19 protein-coding genes and 1 riboswitch are annotated in these 19,518 nt (G+C 71.2%); of the genes, 10 read left to right on the top strand and 9 right to left on the bottom strand.

Annotation, left to right across the window (positions count from 1 at the left end):
• Positions 1-637: 637 nt before the first annotated feature.
• Positions 638-808, bottom strand: a complete 171-nt coding sequence (locus tag SRB5_RS31480; RefSeq protein WP_153456882.1) for a type II toxin-antitoxin system Phd/YefM family antitoxin — start codon at positions 806-808, stop codon at positions 638-640.
• A gap of 144 nt (positions 809-952) precedes the next feature.
• Here SRB5_RS31480 and SRB5_RS37285 point away from each other — a divergent pair, with 144 nt between their 5' ends.
• Entirely contained in the window at positions 953-1,435 is a 483-nt protein-coding gene (locus SRB5_RS37285) for a hypothetical protein (protein ID WP_267132625.1), read from the top strand.
• Entirely contained in the window at positions 1,422-2,279 is an 858-nt protein-coding gene (locus SRB5_RS31470) for an alpha/beta fold hydrolase (protein WP_323378798.1), read from the top strand. The genes SRB5_RS37285 and SRB5_RS31470 overlap by 14 nt, the downstream gene beginning before the upstream one ends.
• 11 nt (positions 2,280-2,290) lie before the next feature.
• Here SRB5_RS31470 and SRB5_RS31465 read toward each other — a convergent pair whose 3' ends face one another.
• Positions 2,291-3,547, bottom strand: coding sequence for an alpha/beta fold hydrolase (locus SRB5_RS31465; protein ID WP_153456881.1), 1,257 nt, complete (start codon positions 3,545-3,547; stop codon positions 2,291-2,293).
• Between the two features lie 72 nt (positions 3,548-3,619).
• Positions 3,620-4,552, bottom strand: a complete 933-nt coding sequence (locus SRB5_RS31460) for an RNA polymerase sigma factor SigF (protein WP_153456880.1) — start codon at positions 4,550-4,552, stop codon at positions 3,620-3,622.
• 258 nt (positions 4,553-4,810) lie between these two features.
• Between SRB5_RS31460 and SRB5_RS31455 the strand changes: the two genes are divergently transcribed.
• Together SRB5_RS31455 and SRB5_RS31450 are read left to right on the top strand one after the other, a co-directional pair.
• Entirely contained in the window at positions 4,811-5,179 is a 369-nt protein-coding gene (locus tag SRB5_RS31455) for an STAS domain-containing protein (protein WP_153456879.1), read from the top strand.
• A gap of 140 nt (positions 5,180-5,319) precedes the next feature.
• A complete protein-coding gene (locus SRB5_RS31450; RefSeq protein WP_153456878.1) occupies positions 5,320-5,775 on the top strand; it encodes an ATP-binding protein in 456 nt (151 codons plus the stop codon).
• Between the two features lie 7 nt (positions 5,776-5,782).
• On the opposite strand, the gene SRB5_RS31445 is transcribed toward SRB5_RS31450, so the two are convergent.
• Positions 5,783-7,300 carry a peptide MFS transporter gene (locus SRB5_RS31445; protein ID WP_153456877.1) on the bottom strand — a complete coding sequence of 506 codons (1,518 nt, stop codon included), beginning with the start codon at positions 7,298-7,300 and terminating at the stop codon, positions 5,783-5,785.
• Positions 7,301-7,449: 149 nt separating this feature from the next.
• Between SRB5_RS31445 and SRB5_RS31440 the strand changes: the two genes are divergently transcribed.
• Both SRB5_RS31440 and SRB5_RS31435 read left to right on the top strand, forming a co-directional pair.
• Positions 7,450-8,133: a response regulator transcription factor gene (locus tag SRB5_RS31440; RefSeq protein WP_153456876.1), complete on the top strand. Its 684-nt coding sequence runs from the start codon at positions 7,450-7,452 to the stop codon at positions 8,131-8,133.
• Positions 8,134-8,148: 15 nt separating this feature from the next.
• Positions 8,149-9,402 carry an ATP-binding protein gene (locus SRB5_RS31435; protein ID WP_153456875.1) on the top strand — a complete coding sequence of 418 codons (1,254 nt, stop codon included), beginning with the start codon at positions 8,149-8,151 and terminating at the stop codon, positions 9,400-9,402.
• Here the strand turns inward: SRB5_RS31435 and SRB5_RS31430 are convergent, their stop codons facing one another.
• Positions 9,403-9,885 (bottom strand): GtrA family protein, encoded by a 483-nt coding sequence (locus SRB5_RS31430; RefSeq protein ID WP_153456874.1) that lies wholly within the window; start codon positions 9,883-9,885, stop codon positions 9,403-9,405. It lies immediately after the preceding gene.
• A gap of 120 nt (positions 9,886-10,005) precedes the next feature.
• Between SRB5_RS31430 and SRB5_RS31425 the strand changes: the two genes are divergently transcribed.
• Together SRB5_RS31425 and purE are read left to right on the top strand one after the other, a co-directional pair.
• Positions 10,006-11,145, top strand: a complete 1,140-nt coding sequence (locus tag SRB5_RS31425; RefSeq protein WP_323378797.1) for a 5-(carboxyamino)imidazole ribonucleotide synthase — start codon at positions 10,006-10,008, stop codon at positions 11,143-11,145.
• Positions 11,142-11,654 carry a 5-(carboxyamino)imidazole ribonucleotide mutase gene (gene purE, locus SRB5_RS31420; RefSeq protein WP_153456873.1) on the top strand — a complete coding sequence of 171 codons (513 nt, stop codon included), beginning with the start codon at positions 11,142-11,144 and terminating at the stop codon, positions 11,652-11,654. Before SRB5_RS31425 ends, purE begins: the two co-directional genes overlap by 4 nt.
• Positions 11,655-11,724: 70 nt before the next feature.
• On the opposite strand, the gene SRB5_RS31415 is transcribed toward purE, so the two are convergent.
• The 3 genes from SRB5_RS31415 to SRB5_RS31405 all read right to left on the bottom strand — a co-directional run bounded on the left by SRB5_RS31415 (position 11,725) and on the right by SRB5_RS31405 (position 15,979).
• Positions 11,725-12,912, bottom strand: coding sequence for a transglycosylase family protein (locus tag SRB5_RS31415; protein ID WP_153456872.1), 1,188 nt, complete (start codon positions 12,910-12,912; stop codon positions 11,725-11,727).
• A 3-nt stretch (positions 12,913-12,915) separates the two neighbouring features.
• Positions 12,916-13,128, bottom strand: a riboswitch (cyclic di-AMP (ydaO/yuaA leader).
• A 273-nt stretch (positions 13,129-13,401) separates the two neighbouring features.
• Complete coding sequence (locus SRB5_RS31410; protein WP_323378795.1) at positions 13,402-14,589, bottom strand: dipeptidase; 1,188 nt, start codon at positions 14,587-14,589, stop codon at positions 13,402-13,404.
• Between the two features lie 49 nt (positions 14,590-14,638).
• The gene (locus SRB5_RS31405; RefSeq protein ID WP_153456871.1) at positions 14,639-15,979 is read right to left on the bottom strand and encodes a UDP-glucose dehydrogenase family protein; all 1,341 of its coding nucleotides are present in this window, start codon (positions 15,977-15,979) and stop codon (positions 14,639-14,641) included.
• 113 nt (positions 15,980-16,092) lie between these two features.
• Between SRB5_RS31405 and SRB5_RS31400 the strand changes: the two genes are divergently transcribed.
• Positions 16,093-17,244, top strand: coding sequence for an LCP family protein (locus SRB5_RS31400; RefSeq protein ID WP_323378793.1), 1,152 nt, complete (start codon positions 16,093-16,095; stop codon positions 17,242-17,244).
• Positions 17,245-17,395: 151 nt separating this feature from the next.
• Positions 17,396-18,502 (top strand): acyl-CoA dehydrogenase family protein, encoded by a 1,107-nt coding sequence (locus SRB5_RS31395; RefSeq protein ID WP_194293085.1) that lies wholly within the window; start codon positions 17,396-17,398, stop codon positions 18,500-18,502.
• 52 nt (positions 18,503-18,554) lie between these two features.
• Here SRB5_RS31395 and SRB5_RS31390 read toward each other — a convergent pair whose 3' ends face one another.
• Positions 18,555-19,469 carry a DNA-3-methyladenine glycosylase family protein gene (locus tag SRB5_RS31390; protein ID WP_153456868.1) on the bottom strand — a complete coding sequence of 305 codons (915 nt, stop codon included), beginning with the start codon at positions 19,467-19,469 and terminating at the stop codon, positions 18,555-18,557.
• Between the last annotated feature and the right edge of the window lie 49 nt (positions 19,470-19,518).

The raw sequence follows: 19,518 nt of genomic DNA, 5'->3' as shown, positions 1-19,518 counted from the left end.
GTGGCGGTGTCGGTGGGCCGGGGGTGGGGTTTGGATGCGGAGTGTTTCTGCGGCGCTGCGCGCCTTGGGGGCGGGAGCGGGGGGCGGGGCGCTGCGCGCCTCGCAGTGAGGGGAAGCCGCTGGCGCGGCTTCGGATGTGGAGTGGGGGTCGGCGCTGCGCGCCTCGTGATGCGGAGTGAGGTGGGTGCGCTGCGCGCCCCCGGGGGTGTGGAGTGAGGCGTCGGCGCTTCGCGCCGCCGGGCCGGCGACTGCGGGGGCAACTGTACGGATGCCTGTGCTCCGGGGGAGTTCCCCACGGTTGGCGGGCTACAGGGGGCGGTGACCAGGGACAATCCGGTAGCCGCGTACGGGAGTAAGGGGACGTTCGACACGCCTGCGCGCGTACGGGAAACGCGCTCGAATGGACCACGACGCTGCAGTACGCGCGTAGGTGTGTCGGGCGGCCCCGACCCACTTCACGCCCACGCGCACCCCGGCCGACCAGACACCAACCCCGGAGGCCAAGACACCCACCCCCAGCCCGGCCGGCGTTTGAGGCCTCCGGCCGAAGGCCGGATGCGCGTCAGCCGACGCAACCGCCAGCCAAAGACCGACCCCCACCGCCGCGCGACGGAGGCGGCCAGGAGACGCGCGGCGTTCACCGTGACCTGAGCAGATATACCTCCTCCTGCCAGGCGGCGAAGTCTTCCGCCGACATCATCACGACGTTCCCGTGCTCGGAGGTGATCTCAATCGTGTCGTGGTCATCGATGACGCGCTTGATCAAGGGGACAAGGTTCCGACGGGCTTCGTCGGCAGTGATGCGCATGGCGGACCCTTTCAGCTGAGCTGTGCAAGCGGGCGTACGGCTGCGCCGGTGCGGCGGCCGGGTTTGCGCGCGCCAATCACCCGACGGCCACTGACACCCTCGCTACTTGACGAAAAGGAGCAAGTACTTGCTATCCTCCGTCAAGTGACAACCATCGACGACCACACCGAGCTCGTCACCGAACTCCGCCACGTCCTCGAGACCCGCCTCCTCGACCCCCTGGAGATCCTCCTCGCCGACGACCAGCCCCTCCGCCCCATCAGGGCGCAGCTGAAGATCGAGGCCGAGGTCTGGGCCGCCCAGCTCCTCGGGCCGGACACCAGGACCGCCACCCGCACCGCCGCGAGGCTCCTCGGCGCCCTCTTCCCGGGTGACGCCCCCTTCGATCCGCCCGCCGCGTGGTGGCGCACCGCGCTGGGGCGGGCCGTGGCCAGGACCGCCGGGCACCCTGCGGCCCGCACCGTGTCGTACTCCACCGCCGGGGCGATGCTCGGCATCACCCGGCAAGGCGTCCACGACCTCGTCAAGCGGGGCAAGCTCGAGCGGGATCCCGACGGCGGCGTCACCACCTCATCCATCCGCGACCGGCTCAACCGACCTCAGGAAGGCAACCGTGCCGCCAATTGAGACGACCATCGATGACCGCCCCGTACACCTCGCCGTCCGTGACCACGGCGGCAGCGGGACACCCCTGCTTCTGCTCCACGGCCTCGGGGGGACCCTCCGGCACTGGGACGCCGTCGCCCCGCTGCTGACCGGAGAACACCGGGTCGTCGACATGGACCTCAGGGGACACGGACTGTCCGGGGACGGGCCGTGGGAGTGGGAGGCGGCGCTGGACGACGTGGAGGCGGTCGTGACCCGCCTCGAGCTCAAGGACCCCCTCGTCGTGGGCCACTCCCTCGGCGGCATGCTCGCCGTCCGATGGGCCCTGCGGCACCCCGACGGTCCCGGGATCGTCAACCTCGACGGCCTGCGCTCGGCGGAGACCGCGGCCGGGAACTACGCGGGGCTCGAGGAAGAGAACAGGACCGCCCTGCTCGAGGAGCTCAAGGCCGTCTTCGACGCCCAGGCCGCCGCCATGGCCCACCCCCTCCCCGAGGCCCACGTCGCCATGGTCCCCGAGCGATCCCGCCGCACCACGCCCGAGGGTGTCTACGTACGACCCGACGCCGCGACCGCCGGACGGATCCGCTACGACCCGTACTTCCAGGACAGCGTCCCCGCGGTGAGCGGCATCCGCTGCCCCGCCCTCTTCGTCCTCGCCACCGAAAACCTCCCCGGCCTCCCCGGCCGCACCGGCGACCTCATGCCGGCCCTCCGGGCAGGCATCCTCCGCGATCTGCTGCCCGCCGTAGAAAACCGCCCCCACCTGCGCGTCCTCGAACTCGAGGGCGCCAGCCACAACATGGTCGCCGAACACCCCAACCGAATCGCCCAAGCCATCCTCGGCTTCAGCACCGCCCCCTGACACCCGCACCCTCAACACCGCACCCGATCCCCCGCCCCCAGCCCGGACCTCCCGCTGAGATAAGCCACCGCCGCCCGTTCCGCACAAGCCGACCCGTGCCCCACCAGCCCATGCCGCCCCCCGCCCACCGTCACCAGCGGCGCGTCGAAGCGCTCCGCCACCCTCTCCGCTCCCGCGAGAGGCGTACGGATGTCACCCTCCGACCCGATCAGCAACGGCCGCACGCCACCCCCGGCAGGCCACACCGCCCCCGGCGGCGGCGGCTCGTGCTCCGGCCAGTGGACACACGCCGCGTAGTCCCGCGCGACCGTGTTGAGGCGCCAACGGGGCTCGCCCGAACGGGACTCCAGCCACCGCAGAAGACCACCCACCGAAGACGGCCACGTGAAGTCCGCGCAGTGCCGCCCCAGGAACAGCGCCAGCGACGGCCCCCCGGGCGCCAGTTCCCGGAACGCGGCGCGGACGTCCGCCGGGATACGGCGGGACTGGGGGACAGGCACCTGCTCCGCGTCCAGCTCCTCCCGCGAATGCACCGTCCGCAGCGCCATCGCCGGCCCGGACCGGGCGGGATCGAGGACACCGTCGAAGACGGCCGAGCGGACGCGGTCGGGATGCGAGGCGAGGTACAGCTGGCCGGGGAGGGTGCCGTACGAGTGGGCGAGGAGGCTGATCCGCTCCTCGCCCAGCGCCTCCCGTACGGCCTCCAGGTCCCGTACCAGGACGCGGCTCCCCAGCCGCCCGATCAGCTCGCCGTGCTGGATACGGCAGTACTCCACGTAGTCCCTGACCTGCGCGTCCACCGCATCGACGTCCGCAGCGGAAAGGTCCGGGGCATCCCGCAGCCCGTCCAGCGGACCGATCGGTTCCCCGCAGTCCACCGGCGAGCTGCGTCCCACACCCCGCATGTCCACGCCCACGATGTCGAACCGGTCCCGCAGCGCGGGCGGATACTCCACGGTCGCGGCGAGCGCCTCCTGCAGCCCGGACAGCCCCGGCCCGCCCGGCAGCAGCACCAGCGCCCCGATCCGGCGGGCGGGCCGGCGCGCCGGCAGCCGGGTCACGGCGAGGGAGATGCTCTCGGCGTGCGGCGGGCCCACCGGCACGGTGACCCGGGTGCACTCGCGCCGCGCCATCCCGGTGAGCGGGCACGGCCACCACTCGCCGGTGGCGGCCGGCGGGGGCTCGAACGCGGGCGGGGGAGGGGTCGTACCGCAGGCGGAGAGGGCGAGGAGGACTCCGGCGAGCAGCGGCCGGAGCGATACGCGCATGCCCCGAGCCAAACGCCCGGGGCCGGGGCACGCAGCCGGGGCGGCGCCAACCGGGTGGCGCCGCCCGGACGACTACTCCTCGACCATCAACCCCTTGCGCAACCGCACCAGCGTCCGCGACAGCAGCCGCGACACATGCATCTGCGAGATCCCGAGCTCCTCACCGATCTCCGACTGCGTCATGTTCGCGACGAACCGCAGCGACAGAATCCGGCGGTCCCGCGACGGAAGCTCCGCGATCAGCGGCTTCAGGGACTCCACGTACTCGATGCCCTCGAGGCTCTGGTCCTCGTAGCCGATCCGGTCCGCGAGCGCGCCCTCGGACTCGTCCTCCTCGGGCTGGGCGTCCAGGGAGGAGGCGGTGTACGCGTTGGACGCCGCCATGCCCTCGACGACCTCGTCGTGGGACAGGTCGAGCTTCGTCGCCAGCTCGCCCACGGTGGGTGCGCGGTCCAGCTTCTGGGCGAGTTCGTCGCCCGCCTTCGCCAGATCCAGGCGCAGTTCCTGGAGCCGGCGCGGTACGCGGACGGACCAGGAGGTGTCGCGGAAGAACCGCTTGATCTCGCCGACGATGGTCGGCATCGCGAAGGTGGGGAACTCCACCCCGCGCGTGAGCTCGAACCGGTCGATGGCCTTGATCAGGCCTATGGTGCCGACCTGGATGATGTCCTCCATCGGCTCGCTGCGCGAGCGGAAGCGGGAGGCGGCGAACTTCACCAGGGCCAGGTTGAGTTCGACGAGGGTGTTGCGTACGTACGCGTATTCGTGGGTGCCCTCCTCCAGCACTTCCAGCCGGGAGAAGAGGGTCTTGGACAGGGCCCGCGCGTCCTGCGGGGCGACCTCGTCGTACGGGGGGAGCTCGGCGAGTTCCTCGACGAGGTCCGCGAGCGGGGCGTCTTCGCCCAAGGGGCCCGGAGAGCCCAGAGAGCCGGTCTTGTTTGCAGGGATCGTGCTTGCCGACGAGTCGGTGCGCTCGTCGAGCCGGGGTGACATGGTGTCCTCCATCGTTTCTCGGCATACGGCTGCCGAAGCCATCTCGTCATGCTGCTTTCTGCGGGTCCTCCAGGCCTTGGATCGGGTGCTGCACCTCTAGCCCTATCCGCTTCCCCACCCCTCTGGCAAGTGAATGATGTCCGTATTTGCCCGTAAATGTGGGCTTGTTCGGGCGGTGAACGTGAGACCGGATACACCGTCTTGGCGCCATCCGAAGGCGGATAATGGATCCCGTACAAGCGTGACCCGGACATCATCGGGAGGGCGAGCATGGACCGCGGGATGGTCGGCGACGTGAGCCGTGGCCGGCTTGAGGTCGAGGAACGGCGTGCGGGCGGTTCCGCCGTGTTCACGCCGAAGGGGGAGCTCGACTTCCATACGGCGGAGGTGCTGCGTGAGCCGCTGGACCGCAGTCTGGACGACGGGCTGAGCAGGATCGTCGTGGACTGCTCGCAGCTGCAGTTCTGCGACTCCACCGGGCTGAACGTGCTGCTCGGCGCCCGGCTGCGGGCCGAGGCCGCCGGTGGCGGCGTCCATCTGGCCGCGATGCGGTCCGCCGTCGCCCGGGTGTTCGAGATCACGGGCGCGGAGGCGGTCTTCACCGTTCACCAGACGCTGGCGGACGCGCTCGAGCAGTAGACGCCGGCGGCGCATGGGGGGCGGGGAAAGTTGTGGGTGTTCTCGCGGGCGCGCAGGGCAGGAGCCCTGGCGAAACTCATGACAGACAGGAATGACGTGAACAGGCTGATGCGGCGAGTGCGGAGCGGCGGGGTGAGGCGATGAGTCCGACCAGGCCGTCCCCGCCGGGCGCCGGCCGGCCGCCGGTCGGGCAGGTGCGCCGGCTGCGGCTGGCGGGGGTGGGCGGGGCGGTGCCGCGGGCGCGGGACTTCGCGCGCTCGGTCCTGGTGGACTGGGGCTGGCTGCCGGCGGTGACGGGGGATCAGCGGGCGGCGGCGGAGGATCTGCTGCTGGTGGTCTCCGAGTTGGTCACGAACGCCTGTCTGCACGCCGGCGGCCCGGACGAGCTGCGGATGCGGCTGGCCGCCAAGCTGATCCGCGTCGAGGTCGCCGACCTCGGCCCCGGCACCCCCGCCCCGCGCACCCCGCACCGGGCGGCGCGGCCGGGCGGGCACGGGATGTTCATCGTGCAGCGGCTGTGCCTGCAGTGGGGCGTGGAGCGTACGCCGGACGCGCGGGGCAAGACGGTGTGGGCGGAGCTGGCGGCGCCGCTGTGAGCGGGACTCAGTGCACGTCGCCCATCAGGGCCCGTACCCGGTTGCGGTACAGGTAGATCGCCCCGGCGGCGGCGACCGCGGCGGTGGCCTCCAGGGCCACCACGCCCGCGCCGTTGAGGTCCACGCCCGCGACGGCCAGCAGACCCGTGACGGAGTCGCCGGCGGTGACGGCGAGGAAGAAGACGCCCATCATCTGCGACATGTACTTCTTCGGCGCCATCTTGGTGGTGAGCGACAGCCCCACGGGGGACAGGCACAGCTCGGCCACCGTGTGCATGAGGTAGATGCCGACCAGCCACCACATGGTGACCTGCTCGTCCCCCGACACCATGCCCATCGGGATGAGGAAGACGTAGAACGACAGCCCGACGACGAACAGTCCGAAGGAGAACTTCACGATCGTCGTCGGCTCGCGGTCCCGGCGGGCCAGGGCCAGCCAGAGCGAGGCGAAGACGGGCGCCAGCAGCATGATGAACAGCGGGTTCAGTGCCTGGTAGAGGACGGTCGGCATCTCCCAGCCGAAGAGGTTCTTCTCCGTGTGCGCGTCGCCGAACAGGGACAGCGTCGAGGCCCCCTGGTCGTAGATCATCCAGAAGATCGCGGCGGCGACGAAGAACCAGATGAACGCGCTCATCTTCTTCTGCTCCGCGTCCGACAGCTCCCCGTCCCGCCGGATCCGCACCAGCACGGCGACCGGGATGACCAGCCCCGCGGCGATGATCGGGACGAGCGCCCAGTTCAGGGTGTACACGCCGGCGGCGATCACGATCCCGTAGAACGCGACGGCGACCAGCACCCCGGCGAGGGTCCTGACGGTGACCGACCGGCGCTCGGCGGCCGTCAGCGGATTGGGGACCAGGCTGCTGTGCGGGCTCAGATGGCGGGAGAAGAAGAGGAACTGCGCCAGTCCCAGCGCCATGCCGACCGCGGCGAGTCCGAAGCCCAGATGCCAGCTGACCTTCTCGCCGACGATGCCGATGCCGAACGGGGCGGCGAAGGCGCCGAGGTTGATGCCCATGTAGAAGATCGTGAAGCCGGCGTCCCGGCGGACGTCCCCCTCCTTGTACAGATGTCCGACCATGGTGGAGATATTGGCCTTCAGCAGCCCCGAGCCGATCGCCACCAGCGCCAGCCCCACGAAGAACATCGCCGAGCCGGGCAGCGCCAGACAGATGTGACCGGCCATGATCACGGTCCCGGCGACGGCAACCGTCTTGCGCGCCCCCCAGACCCGGTCCCCGAACCAGCCGCCGGGCATCGCCATCAGATAGACCATCGACACGTACACCGAGAAGATCGCCGTCGCCGTGGCCGCCGACATCCCCAGCCCGCCGCCCTGGCTGCCGGCCGCCGCGTCCGGGCCGCCGGAGACCAGGTACAGCACGAGCAGGGCGCGCATCCCGTAGTACGAGAAGCGCTCCCACATCTCCGTCAGGAACAGGGTTGCGAGCCCGCGCGGATGTCCGAAGATCGTCGCGCCGCCGGCGGGGGGCTCTGCGGTGGTCTTCGGCGGGCTCGACGCCATGGCTGTCCCCTCCAGATCGACGGATGTTCCGACACTGTATGCGAACTTTCGGACGGTTGATCACTTTTGCGGAGGCATTCACACGGAGTGACAGCACCGGCTCTGCCAGCCGTAACCCATCCGCGCATACGGCGGACTACCATCGCCCCATGACCCGTGTACTGCTCGCCGAGGACGACGCGGCCATCTCGGAACCCCTGGCCCGCGCACTGCGCCGTGAGGGGTACGAGGTGGAGGTGCGTGAGGACGGGCCCGCGGCGCTCGACACCGGGCTGCAGGGCGGCATCGACCTGCTGGTGCTCGACCTCGGGCTGCCCGGCATGGACGGCCTGGAGGTCTGCCGCCGGCTGCGCACCGAGGGCCACGGCTTCCCCGTACTCGTGCTCACCGCGCGCGCCGACGAGGTGGACACGGTCGTGGGCCTGGACGCCGGCGCCGACGACTACGTCACCAAGCCCTTCCGCCTCGCCGAGCTCCTCGCCCGGGTACGGGCCCTGCTGCGCCGCGGCGTCGGCGACCCCCGCCCCGGCGAGCCGGTGGCCACCCACGGCGTGCGCATCGACACCGAGTCGCACCGCGCGTGGATCGGCGACGACGAGCTCCAGCTCACGGCGAAGGAGTTCGACCTGCTGCGGGTGCTGGTGCGCGACGCCGGCCGGGTCGTCACGCGCGACCAGCTGATGCGCGAGGTCTGGGACACCACCTGGTGGTCGTCGACCAAGACCCTCGACATGCACATCTCCTGGCTGCGCAAGAAGCTCGGCGACGACGCGGCGAACCCCCGCTACATCGCCACCGTGCGCGGCGTCGGCTTCCGCTTCGAGAAGAGCTGATTCGGTAACCGACCCATGAGGCGCCGGCTCATCAACTCCACCCTCGCCGTGGTGCTCGTCGTCATCGCCGTCTTCGGCGTCTCCCTGGTGATCGTCGAGAGCCGCACCATCGAGAACGCCGCCCACGACCGCGTGCAGTCCGAGGCGGTACGGCTCTTCTCCTCCGTCGAGGCCAAGCTCGCCGCCGGTGACCCGGTCACCGCCGAGACCCTGGGCGAGCACATCGGCACCGGCGCCGCGATCGTCCGGGCCGGCGCCGGGGCGGAGCCGATCACCCTGGGCACCATGCCCGACGGCGGCCGGATCACCGCCACCCAGAGCGGCCAGACCGGCGTCAGCGTCACGGTCTACGAGGGCCGCGACCAGGTCAACCAGGAGATGGGCCGCAACCTCCTGGTCATCCTCGCCGTCGCCCTCCTCGCCGTCGGCGCCGCCGTCCTCCTCGCCGTCCGCCAGGCCAACCGGCTCACCGCCCCCCTCACCGACCTCGCCGAGACCGCCGAACGCCTCGGCTCCGGCGACCACCGCGGCAAGCACCGCCGCTACGGTGTCCCCGAACTCGACCGCGTCGCCGACGTCCTCGACAACAGCGCCGAGCGGATCACCAAGATGCTCACCGCCGAACGCCGCCTCGCCGCCGACGCCTCCCACCAGCTGCGCACCCCGCTGACCGCGCTGTCCATGCGTCTGGAGGAGATCGCCGAGATCTCCGCCGGCGACCCGGCGACGGTGAAGGAGGAGGCGGCGATCGCGCTCACCCAGGTCGAACGGCTCACGGACGTGGTGCAGCGGCTGCTCACCAACTCCCGCGAGCAGCGCTCCGGGATGGCCGTCGGCATGGACGTGGACGACGTCGTCAAACAGCAGATCGAGGAGTGGCGTCCCGCCTACCGCCAGGCGAGCCGTGCCATAGTCCGCTCCGGCAAGCGCGGGCTGCGGGCCGTGGCCACCCCGGGCGCGGTGGCGCAGGTGCTCGCCACGCTGATCGAGAACTCGCTGATGCACGGCGAGGGCCGGGTCGCGATCCGTACCCGCGTCACCGGCAACCAGGTCGTCGTGGAGGTCACCGACGAGGGCCCGGGCGTCGCCCCGGACCTGGGCTCACGGGTCTTCGAGCGCACGGTCAGCGGCCGCAACTCCACGGGCCTCGGACTGGCCGTGGCCCGCGATCTGGCGGAGGCCGACGGCGGCCGGCTCGAGCTGGTCCAGCAGCGCCCGCCGGTGTTCGCCCTGTTCCTGGGCCGCGAGGCGCGGGAAGGCGACGAGTGACTAGCGCCCCGCCCGCGCCGTAACCCGCTCCTCGGCCCCCGGGCCCGGCTCGGGGAGGGCGCGGAAGACCCAGGTGCGGTACGACCAGAAGCGGAACAGCGAGGCGACGGCGATCCCGAGGAACTTGAAGACGTTCACCTCGACGGGGCTGTCCCAGTGGAACCAGTACGTCGTCACGAACACCGTGCCCGTCTCGATGACCAGCCCGATCAGGCTGAACGCCAGGAACAGCGTCAGCTCCCGGCGCCGCCCCTGCCGGTCGGAGTCGCGGTACGCGAAGTGCCGGAACCCCAGATAGTTGAACGCGATCGCCACACTCGTACTGATCACGTTGGCCCGGCCCACCGGCACGTCCAACCGCAGGTGCACGAGATTGAAGACCAGGAAGTTCACGACCATGCCGGCTCCCCCGACCGCGGCGAACTTCACCAGCTCCCGGGCGAGGGCACTCAGCCGTGAAGATATCTCGGGCTGTGCCGTCATGGGTTCCCCTGTGTTACGTGCGCGGTGATATCGGGCGGTCCCCCTCACTCTAACCGGCGCCCGGTCCCGGCAGCCGGGTCGTGGGCGGGGACACCCGGGGCGGCCATTACCCTGGAGCCCGTGACATTCCCGGTAGTCGGCATGGTCGGCGGCGGTCAGCTCGCCCGTATGACCCACGAGGCGGGCATCCCCCTCGGCATCAGATTCAAGCTGCTCAGCGATACTCCGAAGGATTCCGCGGCGCTCGTCGCGGGCGATGTGGTGGTCGGCGACTACCGCGATCTGGACACCCTGCGGGACTTCGCCCGCGGCTGCGACGTGATCGCCTTCGACCACGAGCACGTCCCGGTGGAGCATCTGCGGGCGCTCGAGGCGGCGGGCGTGCCGGTCCGGCCGGGCCCCGCGGCGCTGCTGCACGCCCACGACAAGGGCGTCATGCGCGAGCGGCTGACGGAGCTGGGCGTGCCGTGCCCGCGGCACCGGATCGTCGCCGACCCGGCGGACGTGACGCGGTTCGCCCGGGAGGGCGCCGGTTTTCCGGTGATCCTGAAGACCGTGCGCGGCGGGTACGACGGCAAGGGTGTGTGGGTCGTACGGGACGAGGCGGGCGCCGCCGAGCCGTTCCGGGCCGGGGTGCCGGTGCTCGCGGAGGAGAAGGTCGACTTCCGGCGGGAGCTCGCCGCCAACGTCGTGCGCTCGCCCAGCGGTCAGGCCGTCGCGTACCCGGTGGTCGAATCGATCCAGGTCAACGGCGTCTGCGACACCGTCATCGCCCCCGCCCCCGACCTCTCCCCGGCCCTGGCCCTCGCGGCGCAGGAGCTGGCGCTGAAGGTGGCCAAGGAGCTGGACGTCGTCGGCCACCTCGCGGTCGAGCTCTTCGAGACCACCGATGGCCGCATCCTGGTCAACGAGCTCGCCATGCGCCCCCACAACTCCGGCCACTGGACCCAGGACGGCGCTGTCACCTCCCAGTTCGCCAACCACGTCCGCGCCGTGCTCGACCTCCCGCTCGGCGACCCGCGCCCGCGCGCGAAGTGGACCGTGATGTCCAACGTGCTCGGCGGCGACTACCCCGACATGTACCAGGCCTACCTGCACTGCATGGCCCGCGACCCCGGGCTCAAGATCCATATGTACGGCAAGGACGTGAAGCCCGGCCGCAAGGTCGGCCACGTCAACACCTACGGCGACGATCTCGCGGACGTCCGCGAACGCGCCCGCCACGCGGCGGACTACCTCCGAGGGACGATCACCGAATGACCACCACCGAGAACGGGCCCCTGATCGGCATCGCGATGGGCTCCGACTCCGACTGGCCCGTGATGGAGGCCGCCGCCGGCGCCCTCGCCGAGTTCGAGATCCCGTACGAGGTCAACGTCCTCTCCGCGCACCGCATGCCCCGCGAGATGATCGCGTACGGCGAGCAGGCGGCGTCCCGCGGGCTGAAGGCGATCATCGCCGGCGCCGGCGGCGCGGCGCATCTGCCCGGCATGCTGGCGTCGGTGACGCCGCTGCCGGTGATCGGCGTGCCCGTACCGCTGAAGTATCTGGACGGCATGGACTCGCTGCTGTCCATCGTCCAGATGCCGGCCGGCGTGCCCGTCGCCACGGTGTCGGTCGGCGGCGCCCGCAACGCGGGGCTGCTCGCCGCGCGGCTGGTGGGGGCGTACGACCCGGAGGTCCGCCGGCGGATGGAGGAGTTCCAGGAGGAGCTGAACGAGCTCGCCACGGAGAAGGGCCGCCGCCTGCGCGCCAAGCTCGAGGGCTGACCGGCCCGTAAAACGGCGAAACCCTCGGTCCGCCGGGCCCGAGGGTTTTGCCGTACGTGTGGAGCGTCGGTCAGACGTTGACCCCGTGGGCGCGCAGGTACGCGACCGGGTCGATGTCCGAGCCGTAGTTCGGCGTGGTGCGCACCTCGAAGTGCAGGTGCGGGCCGGTGACATTGCCCGTCGCGCCGGAGAGGCCGATCTGCTGGCCCGCCGTCACGGACTGGCCCGCCGAGACGGACAGCGACGACAGGTGGCCGTACTGGCTGTAGCGGCCGTCGGCGTGCTTGATGACGACCTCGTTGCCGTACGCGCCGCCCCAGCCCGCGGAGACCACGGTGCCGGCCGCGATCGCGTGGACCGAGGTGCCGGTGGAGGCGGAGAAGTCCACACCGGTGTGGTAGCCGGAGGACCAGGAGCCGCCCGCCTGGTGGTACGGGGTGGAGGTGCCGCCGGGGACCGGGCGGACGTAGCCGGAGGTGCTGGCCTGGGAGCCGGTCTCCTGCTGGGCCGCCGGGGCCGGGGCCTCGGACTTCTTGGTCGCCGTCGAGGACTGGGTGGCCTTCGGGGCGTCGAAGGTGACCTCGGACTTCTTGTCCAGCTCGTAGTGCTGGCCCGGGAAGATCAGGTCCGGGTTGCCGCCGATGACGGTCTTGTTGGCGGCGTAGATCGCGTGCCAGCCGCCCTTGACGTCGTGGCGTACGGCGATGTCCCAGAGGGTGTCGCCCTTGACGACCCGGTAGGTGCCGGGCTTGGTGATGGCCTTCGGCGCCTTGTGCTGCTTGATCTCGACCTTGGGGGCCTCGGCCTTCGGGGCCTCCTGCGCGGCCTCGTCCGAGCCCGCGGTCTGGGTGCGGAAGTCGGGGGCGGGGCCGCCCTTGGTGAGGCCCGCCTGGACCGAGCAGACCGGCCAGGCGCCGGGGCCCTGGTCGGCGAGGACCTTCTCGGCGATCATGATCTGCTCGGACTTGGTGGCGAGGTCGGCGCGCGGGGCGAACTCCGTGCCGCCGTAGCCGGCCCAGGTGCTCTGGACGAACTGCAGGCCGCCGTAGAAGCCGTTGCCGGTGTTGATGGACCAGTTGCCGGTGGCCTCGCACTGGGCGACCTTGTCCCAGGTGTCGACGGAGGCGGCCTGGGCGGTGCCCGCTCCGGCGATCAGCGGCAGGGCGACGCCGGCGCCGGAGGCGGCGATGACGAGGCCGGCGCGGGACCGGGAACGGGATATGCGGCCGAGACGCCGATGGCGTGCGCGTGCGGACATGGTGGTGCTCCTCTCCGACGCCGGCGAGGTGAGCTGTCGGGTTCGGACTGGAGATCGCCCGGCCGTGCGACCCGTAACGGAATGGAATATTCCGGTACGAGGCATGGCTTCACCCCTAGCCGTCCGCGCCGTCGGCGCGTCGGGCACTTACCTGTGGGTCCCCCGCTTCTGCCTGGTGACGTACGTCGCTTGCGCGCGGTCCGGCGGCAGAATTAGGCGTACCGGAAGCGCGGCGTCCCGGCTCAGTCGCGGAACACGGCGGAACCGTAGGCATAGGCCCCGTTCGTAAACAAGCTCCCGACTGTGACCAAAGGCCTTATGGCCGGTCTAAAGCGGACTTAGGTCACTGTCCGCGCCGGACTCCTCCCCGAGCGCGATTGCGCATGATCTTCTCACTGACCGTCAAAACCGGTCCTGTGCAGGGCGGATGCCCGATTGCAGGCGAATCGGACAGTCGGAGTTCCGGAGTGTGACTTCCGGGTCAGTGACTTACGCCACTGTTGAGGGGAGCACGGCAAGAGAAGGTCCGCGACGTCCGGAGATGTCCGTTGCGACCCTTTCAGCGGCTCCAAGTACCCGTACGGCATTGCGCCATGTCAGGTGGTGAATGTCCGAATCAGACCAATTTCGGAGCAAAAGCTCGGCAATGAGATTCGGATAGCCGGTGACGTCCTCGAGTCCGGTGGGGGTGAAGGCGGTGCCGTCGTAGTCCCCGCCGATCCCGATATGGGTGATTCCGGCTACTTCGCGCATATGGTCCAGATGGTCCGCGATGGCGGAAACCGTGGCGACCGGGCGCGGATTGGCCGCCTCGAAGGCCCGCTGCACCGCCTTGCCCTCCTCGCTCAGGTCCAGGGGATGCAGACCGTGGGCCCTCATATTGGCGTCGGCCTCGCGCGTCCAGGCGATGGCCTCGGGCAGCACGAACTTCGGCACGAACGTCGCCATCGCCACCCCGCCGTTCTCCGGGAGCAGCGCCAGCACGTCGTCCGGGATGTTCCGCGGGTGGTCGCACACCGCCCGGGAGGAGGAGTGCGAGAAGATCACCGGCGCCTCGCTGACCCGCAGCGCGTCGCGCATGGTCGACGGGGCGACGTGGGAGAGGTCGACGAGCATGCCGAGGCGGTTCATCTCCCGTACGACCTCCTCGCCGAACGCGGTGAGGCCGCCGTGGCGGGGCTCGTCGGTCGCGGAGTCCGCCCAGTCGTTGTTGTCGTTGTGCGTGAGCGTCATATAGCGGACACCCAGCTCGTACAGGCCGCGCAGCGCGCCCAGGGAGTTGTCGATGGAGTGCCCGCCCTCGGCGCCCATCAGCGACGCGATCCGGCCCTCCTCGCGCGCGGCCTCCATGTCGGCCGCCGAGTACGCGAGCCGCAGGTCCGCCGGATAGCGCGCGGCCAGCAGCCGCACCGCGTCGATCTGCTCCATGGTCGCCGTCAGCGCCGCCCCGCCCTCCAGGGACGACGGCACGTACACCGACCAGAACTGCGCGCCCACCCCGCCGGCCCGCAGCCGCGGGATGTCCGTGTGCAGATGCGCGCTCTGGTCGCCGGCGATGTCACGGCGGTCCAGGTCGTAGCGCACCTGCTCGCGCAGCGCCCACGGGAGGTCGTTGTGACCGTCGACGACGGGATGGTCTGCCAGCAGGGCCCGGGCACGCGCGAGAAGATCAGTCACGCCCCGACTCTAGACCCGGACCCCGTACGGACCGCGTGAGGGCGGCCGGTTACGCGCGCGGGCGGCCCATCGCCCGGTACGTCCACCCCGCCGCGCGCCACACCGAGCCGTCCAGCGCGTTGCGGCCGTCGATCAGCTGCCGGCGCGAGACGACCCGCCCCAGCTCCGCCGCGTCCAGCTCACGGAACTCGCGCCACTCCGTCAGATGCAGCACCACGTCCGCGCCCCGCACGGCCTCCAGCGCCGACTCCGCGTACCCCAGCGTGGGGAACACCCTGCGGGCGTTCGCCATGCCCTTCGGGTCGTACACCGTCACCTGGCCGCCCTGCAGATGGATCTGGCCGGCGACGTTCAGCGCCGGCGAGTCCCGTACGTCGTCCGAGTCCGGCTTGAACGCCGCCCCCAGCACCCCGATCCGCTTCCCCAGGAAGTCGCCGCCGCACGCCTCCCGGGCCAGCTCCACCGCCTGGCCGCGCTGGCGCATGTTGATGGAGTCGACCTCGCGCAGGAACGTCAGCGCCTGGTCCACGCCCAGCTCACCCGCCCGGGCCATGAACGCCCGGATGTCCTTCGGCAGACACCCGCCGCCGAAGCCCACCCCCGCCCGCAGGAACTTCGCGCCGATCCGCTCGTCGTAACCGATGGCCTCCGCCAGCTTCGCCACGTCGCCGCCCGCGGCCTCGCAGATCTCCGCCATCGCGTTGATGAACGAGATCTTCGTCGCGAGGAACGAGTTCGCCGCCGTCTTCACCAGCTCCGACGTCGGATAGTCCGTCACCACGAACGGCGTGCCCTCCGCCACCGGCGTCGCGTACACCTCCCGCAGCAGCGCCTCGGCCCGCTCACCGCGCACCCCGACGACGATCCGGTCCGGGTGCAGCGTGTCCTGTACGGCGAAGCCCTCGCGCAGGAACTCCGGGTTCCACGCCAGCTCCACCCCCTCGCCCGCCGGGGCCAGCTCCGCCAGCCGCGCCGCGAGCCGGTCCGCGCTGCCGACCGGGACGGTGGACTTGCCGACCACCAGCGCCGGGCGGGTCAGATGCTTGCCCAGGGACTCCATGGCGGCGTCGACGAAGCTCATGTCGCAGCCGTACTCGCCGTGCTTCTGCGGCGTGTTCACGCAGACGAAGTGCACGTCGCCGAACTCGGCGACCTCCGCGTAGTCCATGGTGAACCGCAGCCGCCCCGTCGACCCCTCGATCCCGGCGACGTGCTTGGCGAGGAGCTCCTCCAGCCCCGGCTCGTACATCGGGACCCGGCCGGCCGTCAGCAGCTCGATCTTCTCCGGGACCACGTCCAGCGCCAGCACCTCGAAGCCGAGCTCGGCCATCGCGGCGGCGTGTGTCGCGCCGAGATAGCCCGTGCCGATGACCGTGAGCTTGGGTGCCATGAACCTGGTCCCTTTCCAAGGATCGCCTGAGGGGGAACCCGAGCATAGCCGCGGGGCAACCTTCACCCGCGCTGCGGTGTCTGACAGGGGAAGGACGACCAGGTGGGGGAGACGTGCGACACGAGCAGGACACCGACGACGGACTCGGGATCTTTCCGCCGCGGGACGACGAGGACCTCACGGAACCGGGGGAGGCGGGGGATGCCGCGGATTCGGCGGATTCGGCGGAAGAAGAGGACACGAGCCCGCCCCCGCGCCGCCGCAGCCGCGCCCGGATCGCGCTGCTGACCGCCCTGGCCCTCCTCGGCCTCGGCGTCGTCTCCGTCGCCGGCGTCGCCTGGTGGGCGTATGACCACTACACCGGCCGCGTCGACCGTATCCCCAACGTCTTCCCGACGAACGTCCCCGAGAGCGCCCGCCCCAAGGCTCCCGCCGGCGGCGAGACGTACCTCCTCGTCGGCATCGACCGCCGTTCCGACCTGCCCACCACCGGCTCCGACGCCAAGACCGCCCAGTGGCGGCCCGGCGCCCAGCGCAGCGACACGATGATGCTCGTCCACATCCCCGAGGACCGCGACAACGCCTACCTCGTCTCCCTGCCCCGCGACTCCTGGGTCGACATCCCCGGCCACGGCAAGGCCAAGCTGAACGCCTCCTTCTCCTGGGGCGGCCCGCCGCTGCTCATCGACACCGTCCAGCGGCTCACGAAGGTCCGCGTCGACCATCTGGCGGTCATCGACTGGAGCGGCTTCAAGAAGCTCACCGACGCCGTCGGCGGCGTCGACATCACCATCCCGCAGGACGTCGGCCGGGACTGGACCGCCGGCACCCACCACATGGACGGCGAGAAGGCCCTGGCCTACGTACGCGAGCGCAAGGGCCTGCCGCGCGGCGACCTCGACCGCACCCAGCGCCAGCAGGAATTCCTCAAGCAGGTCATCGGCAAGACCCTCACCACGGGCAACCTCACCAACCCGCTCAAGGCCAAGGAACTCCTCGACTCCGTTACCTCGACCGTCAGCGTCGACGACCGCCTCAGCGACTCCGACCTGCGCGACCTGATGTGGGACATGCGGGGCGTACGGACCGGCGACATGACGTTCATGAACGCGCCGGTCGCCGGCTTCGACATGATCCGGAAGCAGTCCGTGGTGCTGCTCGACGAGGACCAGATGGGCCCCCTGTGGGAGGCCATGCGCAACGACACGATGGACGCGTACGTCGCGAAGTACCCCACGGACAGCCTCGGGGAGACCGCGCGCTGAGCGGGACGGCCGTTAGGAACGTCACGTGGTGCCCGTCGGCCGCCGGGCCTACCATCTACATTACTTAACGGTAGTTAGCGTCCGAGCAGGGAGTGGAGCCTTGGCAGGAGCGCCTGAATTCGACCTGTACCGTCCGGCGGAGGAGCACGACATGCTCCGAGACGCCGTCCGGTCCCTGGCCGAGGCGAAGATCGCCCCGTTCGCCGCGGAGGTGGACGAGAACGCCCGCTTCCCGCAGGAGGCCCTCGACGCGCTGGTCTCGAACGACCTGCACGCCGTGCACGTGCCCGAGGAGTACGGCGGCGCCGGCGCCGACGCCCTCGCCGCGGTCATCGTGATCGAGGAGGTGGCGCGCGTGTGCTGCTCCTCCTCCCTGATCCCGGCGGTGAACAAGCTGGGCTCGCTGCCGGTGATGATCTCCGGCTCCGACGAGCTGAAGCAGAAGTACCTCCCCGCGCTCGCCAAGGGCGACGCGATGTTCTCGTACTGCCTCTCGGAGCCGGACGCCGGCTCGGACGCGGGCGGCATGAAGACCCGCGCCGTGCGCGACGGCGACCACTGGGTGCTCAACGGCGTGAAGCGCTGGATCACCAACGCGGGCGTCTCCGAGTACTACACGGTTATGGCGGTCACCGACCCCGACAAGCGGACCAAGGGCATCTCCGCCTTCGTGGTGGAGAAGAGCGACGAGGGCGTCTCCTTCGGCGCCCCCGAGAAGAAGCTCGGCATCAAGGGCTCCCCGACGCGCGAGGTCTACTTCGACAACGTCCGCATCCCCGCCGACCGCATGATCGGCGCCGAGGGCACGGGCTTCGCCACCGCGATGAAGACCCTGGACCACACCCGCATCACGATCGCCGCCCAGGCGCTGGGCGTGGCGCAGGGCGCCCTGGACTACGCCAAGGGCTACGTCCGCGAGCGCAAGCAGTTCGGGAAGCCGATCGGCGACTTCCAGGGCCTGCAGTTCATGCTGGCGGACATGGCGATGAAGATCTCCGCCGCCCGCGCCCTCACCTACCAGGCGGCGGCGGCCTCCCAGCGCGGCGACGCGGACCTCACGTACCTGGGCGCGGCGGCCAAGTGCTTCGCGTCGGACGTGGCGATGGAGGTCACGACGGACGCGGTCCAGCTGCTGGGCGGGTACGGGTACACGCGGGACTATCCGGTGGAGCGGATGATGCGGGACGCGAAGATCACCCAGATCTACGAAGGCACGAACCAGGTCCAGCGGATCGTCATGGCCCGCAACCTGCCGTAGGCACCTCTGCTGCGAGGACGGCCCCCGGGGAATCCCCCGGGGGCCGTCGCGGCTACAGCCGCGCGATGTCCCCCACCGGCCGCTTCGGCTCGCGGCGGGGCGGGGTGCCGCCGATCAGGCAGATGTAGCGCGTCGCCCGGTGGCGCTGGCCCTCGTACGGCTCGAGGAGCTCCAGCATCCGCGCGTCGTCCGCGCCGCGCTCGCGGGCCAGGGTCCAGCCGACGATGCGCGGCAGGTGGAGGTCGCCGACCGTGACCGCGTCGGGGAAGCCGTTGCTGCGCTGGAGGGCCTCGGCGGCCGTCCACGGGCCGATGCCGGGGACCAGCTGGAGGCGGTGGGTGGCCGCGGCCAGGTCCATGTCCGCGGCCTCGTCCAGCCGGCGGGCGACGCGGGCCGCGCGGACGATCGTCGCCGAGCGCTTGCCGTCGACGTTCGCCTTGTGCCACTCCCAGCTCGGGATCAGCGCCCAGTCGCGCGGCGCCGGCGGCACGTACAGGCCGGGCAGCGGGCCCGGCGCGGGTTCGCCGTAGCGGCGCACCAGCAGCCGGTACGAGGCGAACGCCTCGTCGGTCGTGACCTTCTGCTCCAGGATCGCCGGCACCAGCGCGTCGAAGACGCGTCCCGTCCGCACCAGCCGGATCCCGGGGTGGCGCCGCATCGCCTCGTGCACCAGCCGGTGCCGCGGCGTGAACCCGGCGGGGTCGTCGTCCGCCCCCAGCAGCGCCGGCAGCCGCTCCAGCAGCCACCCCGCGCCCGGCCCCCACGCCTCGCCCGCCACGGCGTCGTCGGCGCGGGCGATCCGTACCGTGGCCGCGCCTTCGGGCGTACGGGACGCGCGCCACACAGCGCCGTCGGCCACCCGGCAGGTGGGGTCGAGCGGCCCGCGCCGCAGCACGCGCAGCGAGCGGGCGAGGTCGTAGGGGCCGTCGGGGGTCCAGCGGCGGGTGGTGGAAGCCGGGGAAGACATAGCCCCAGCAGGTTACTCGGCCGCGGGGTTTCCTTGTCCTCCCGGGACG

Source organism: Streptomyces smaragdinus (assembly GCF_009604385.1).
Classification (GTDB): Bacteria; Actinomycetota; Actinomycetes; order Streptomycetales; family Streptomycetaceae; genus Streptomyces; species Streptomyces smaragdinus.
This window is presented reverse-complemented; position numbering and strand designations above follow the sequence as displayed.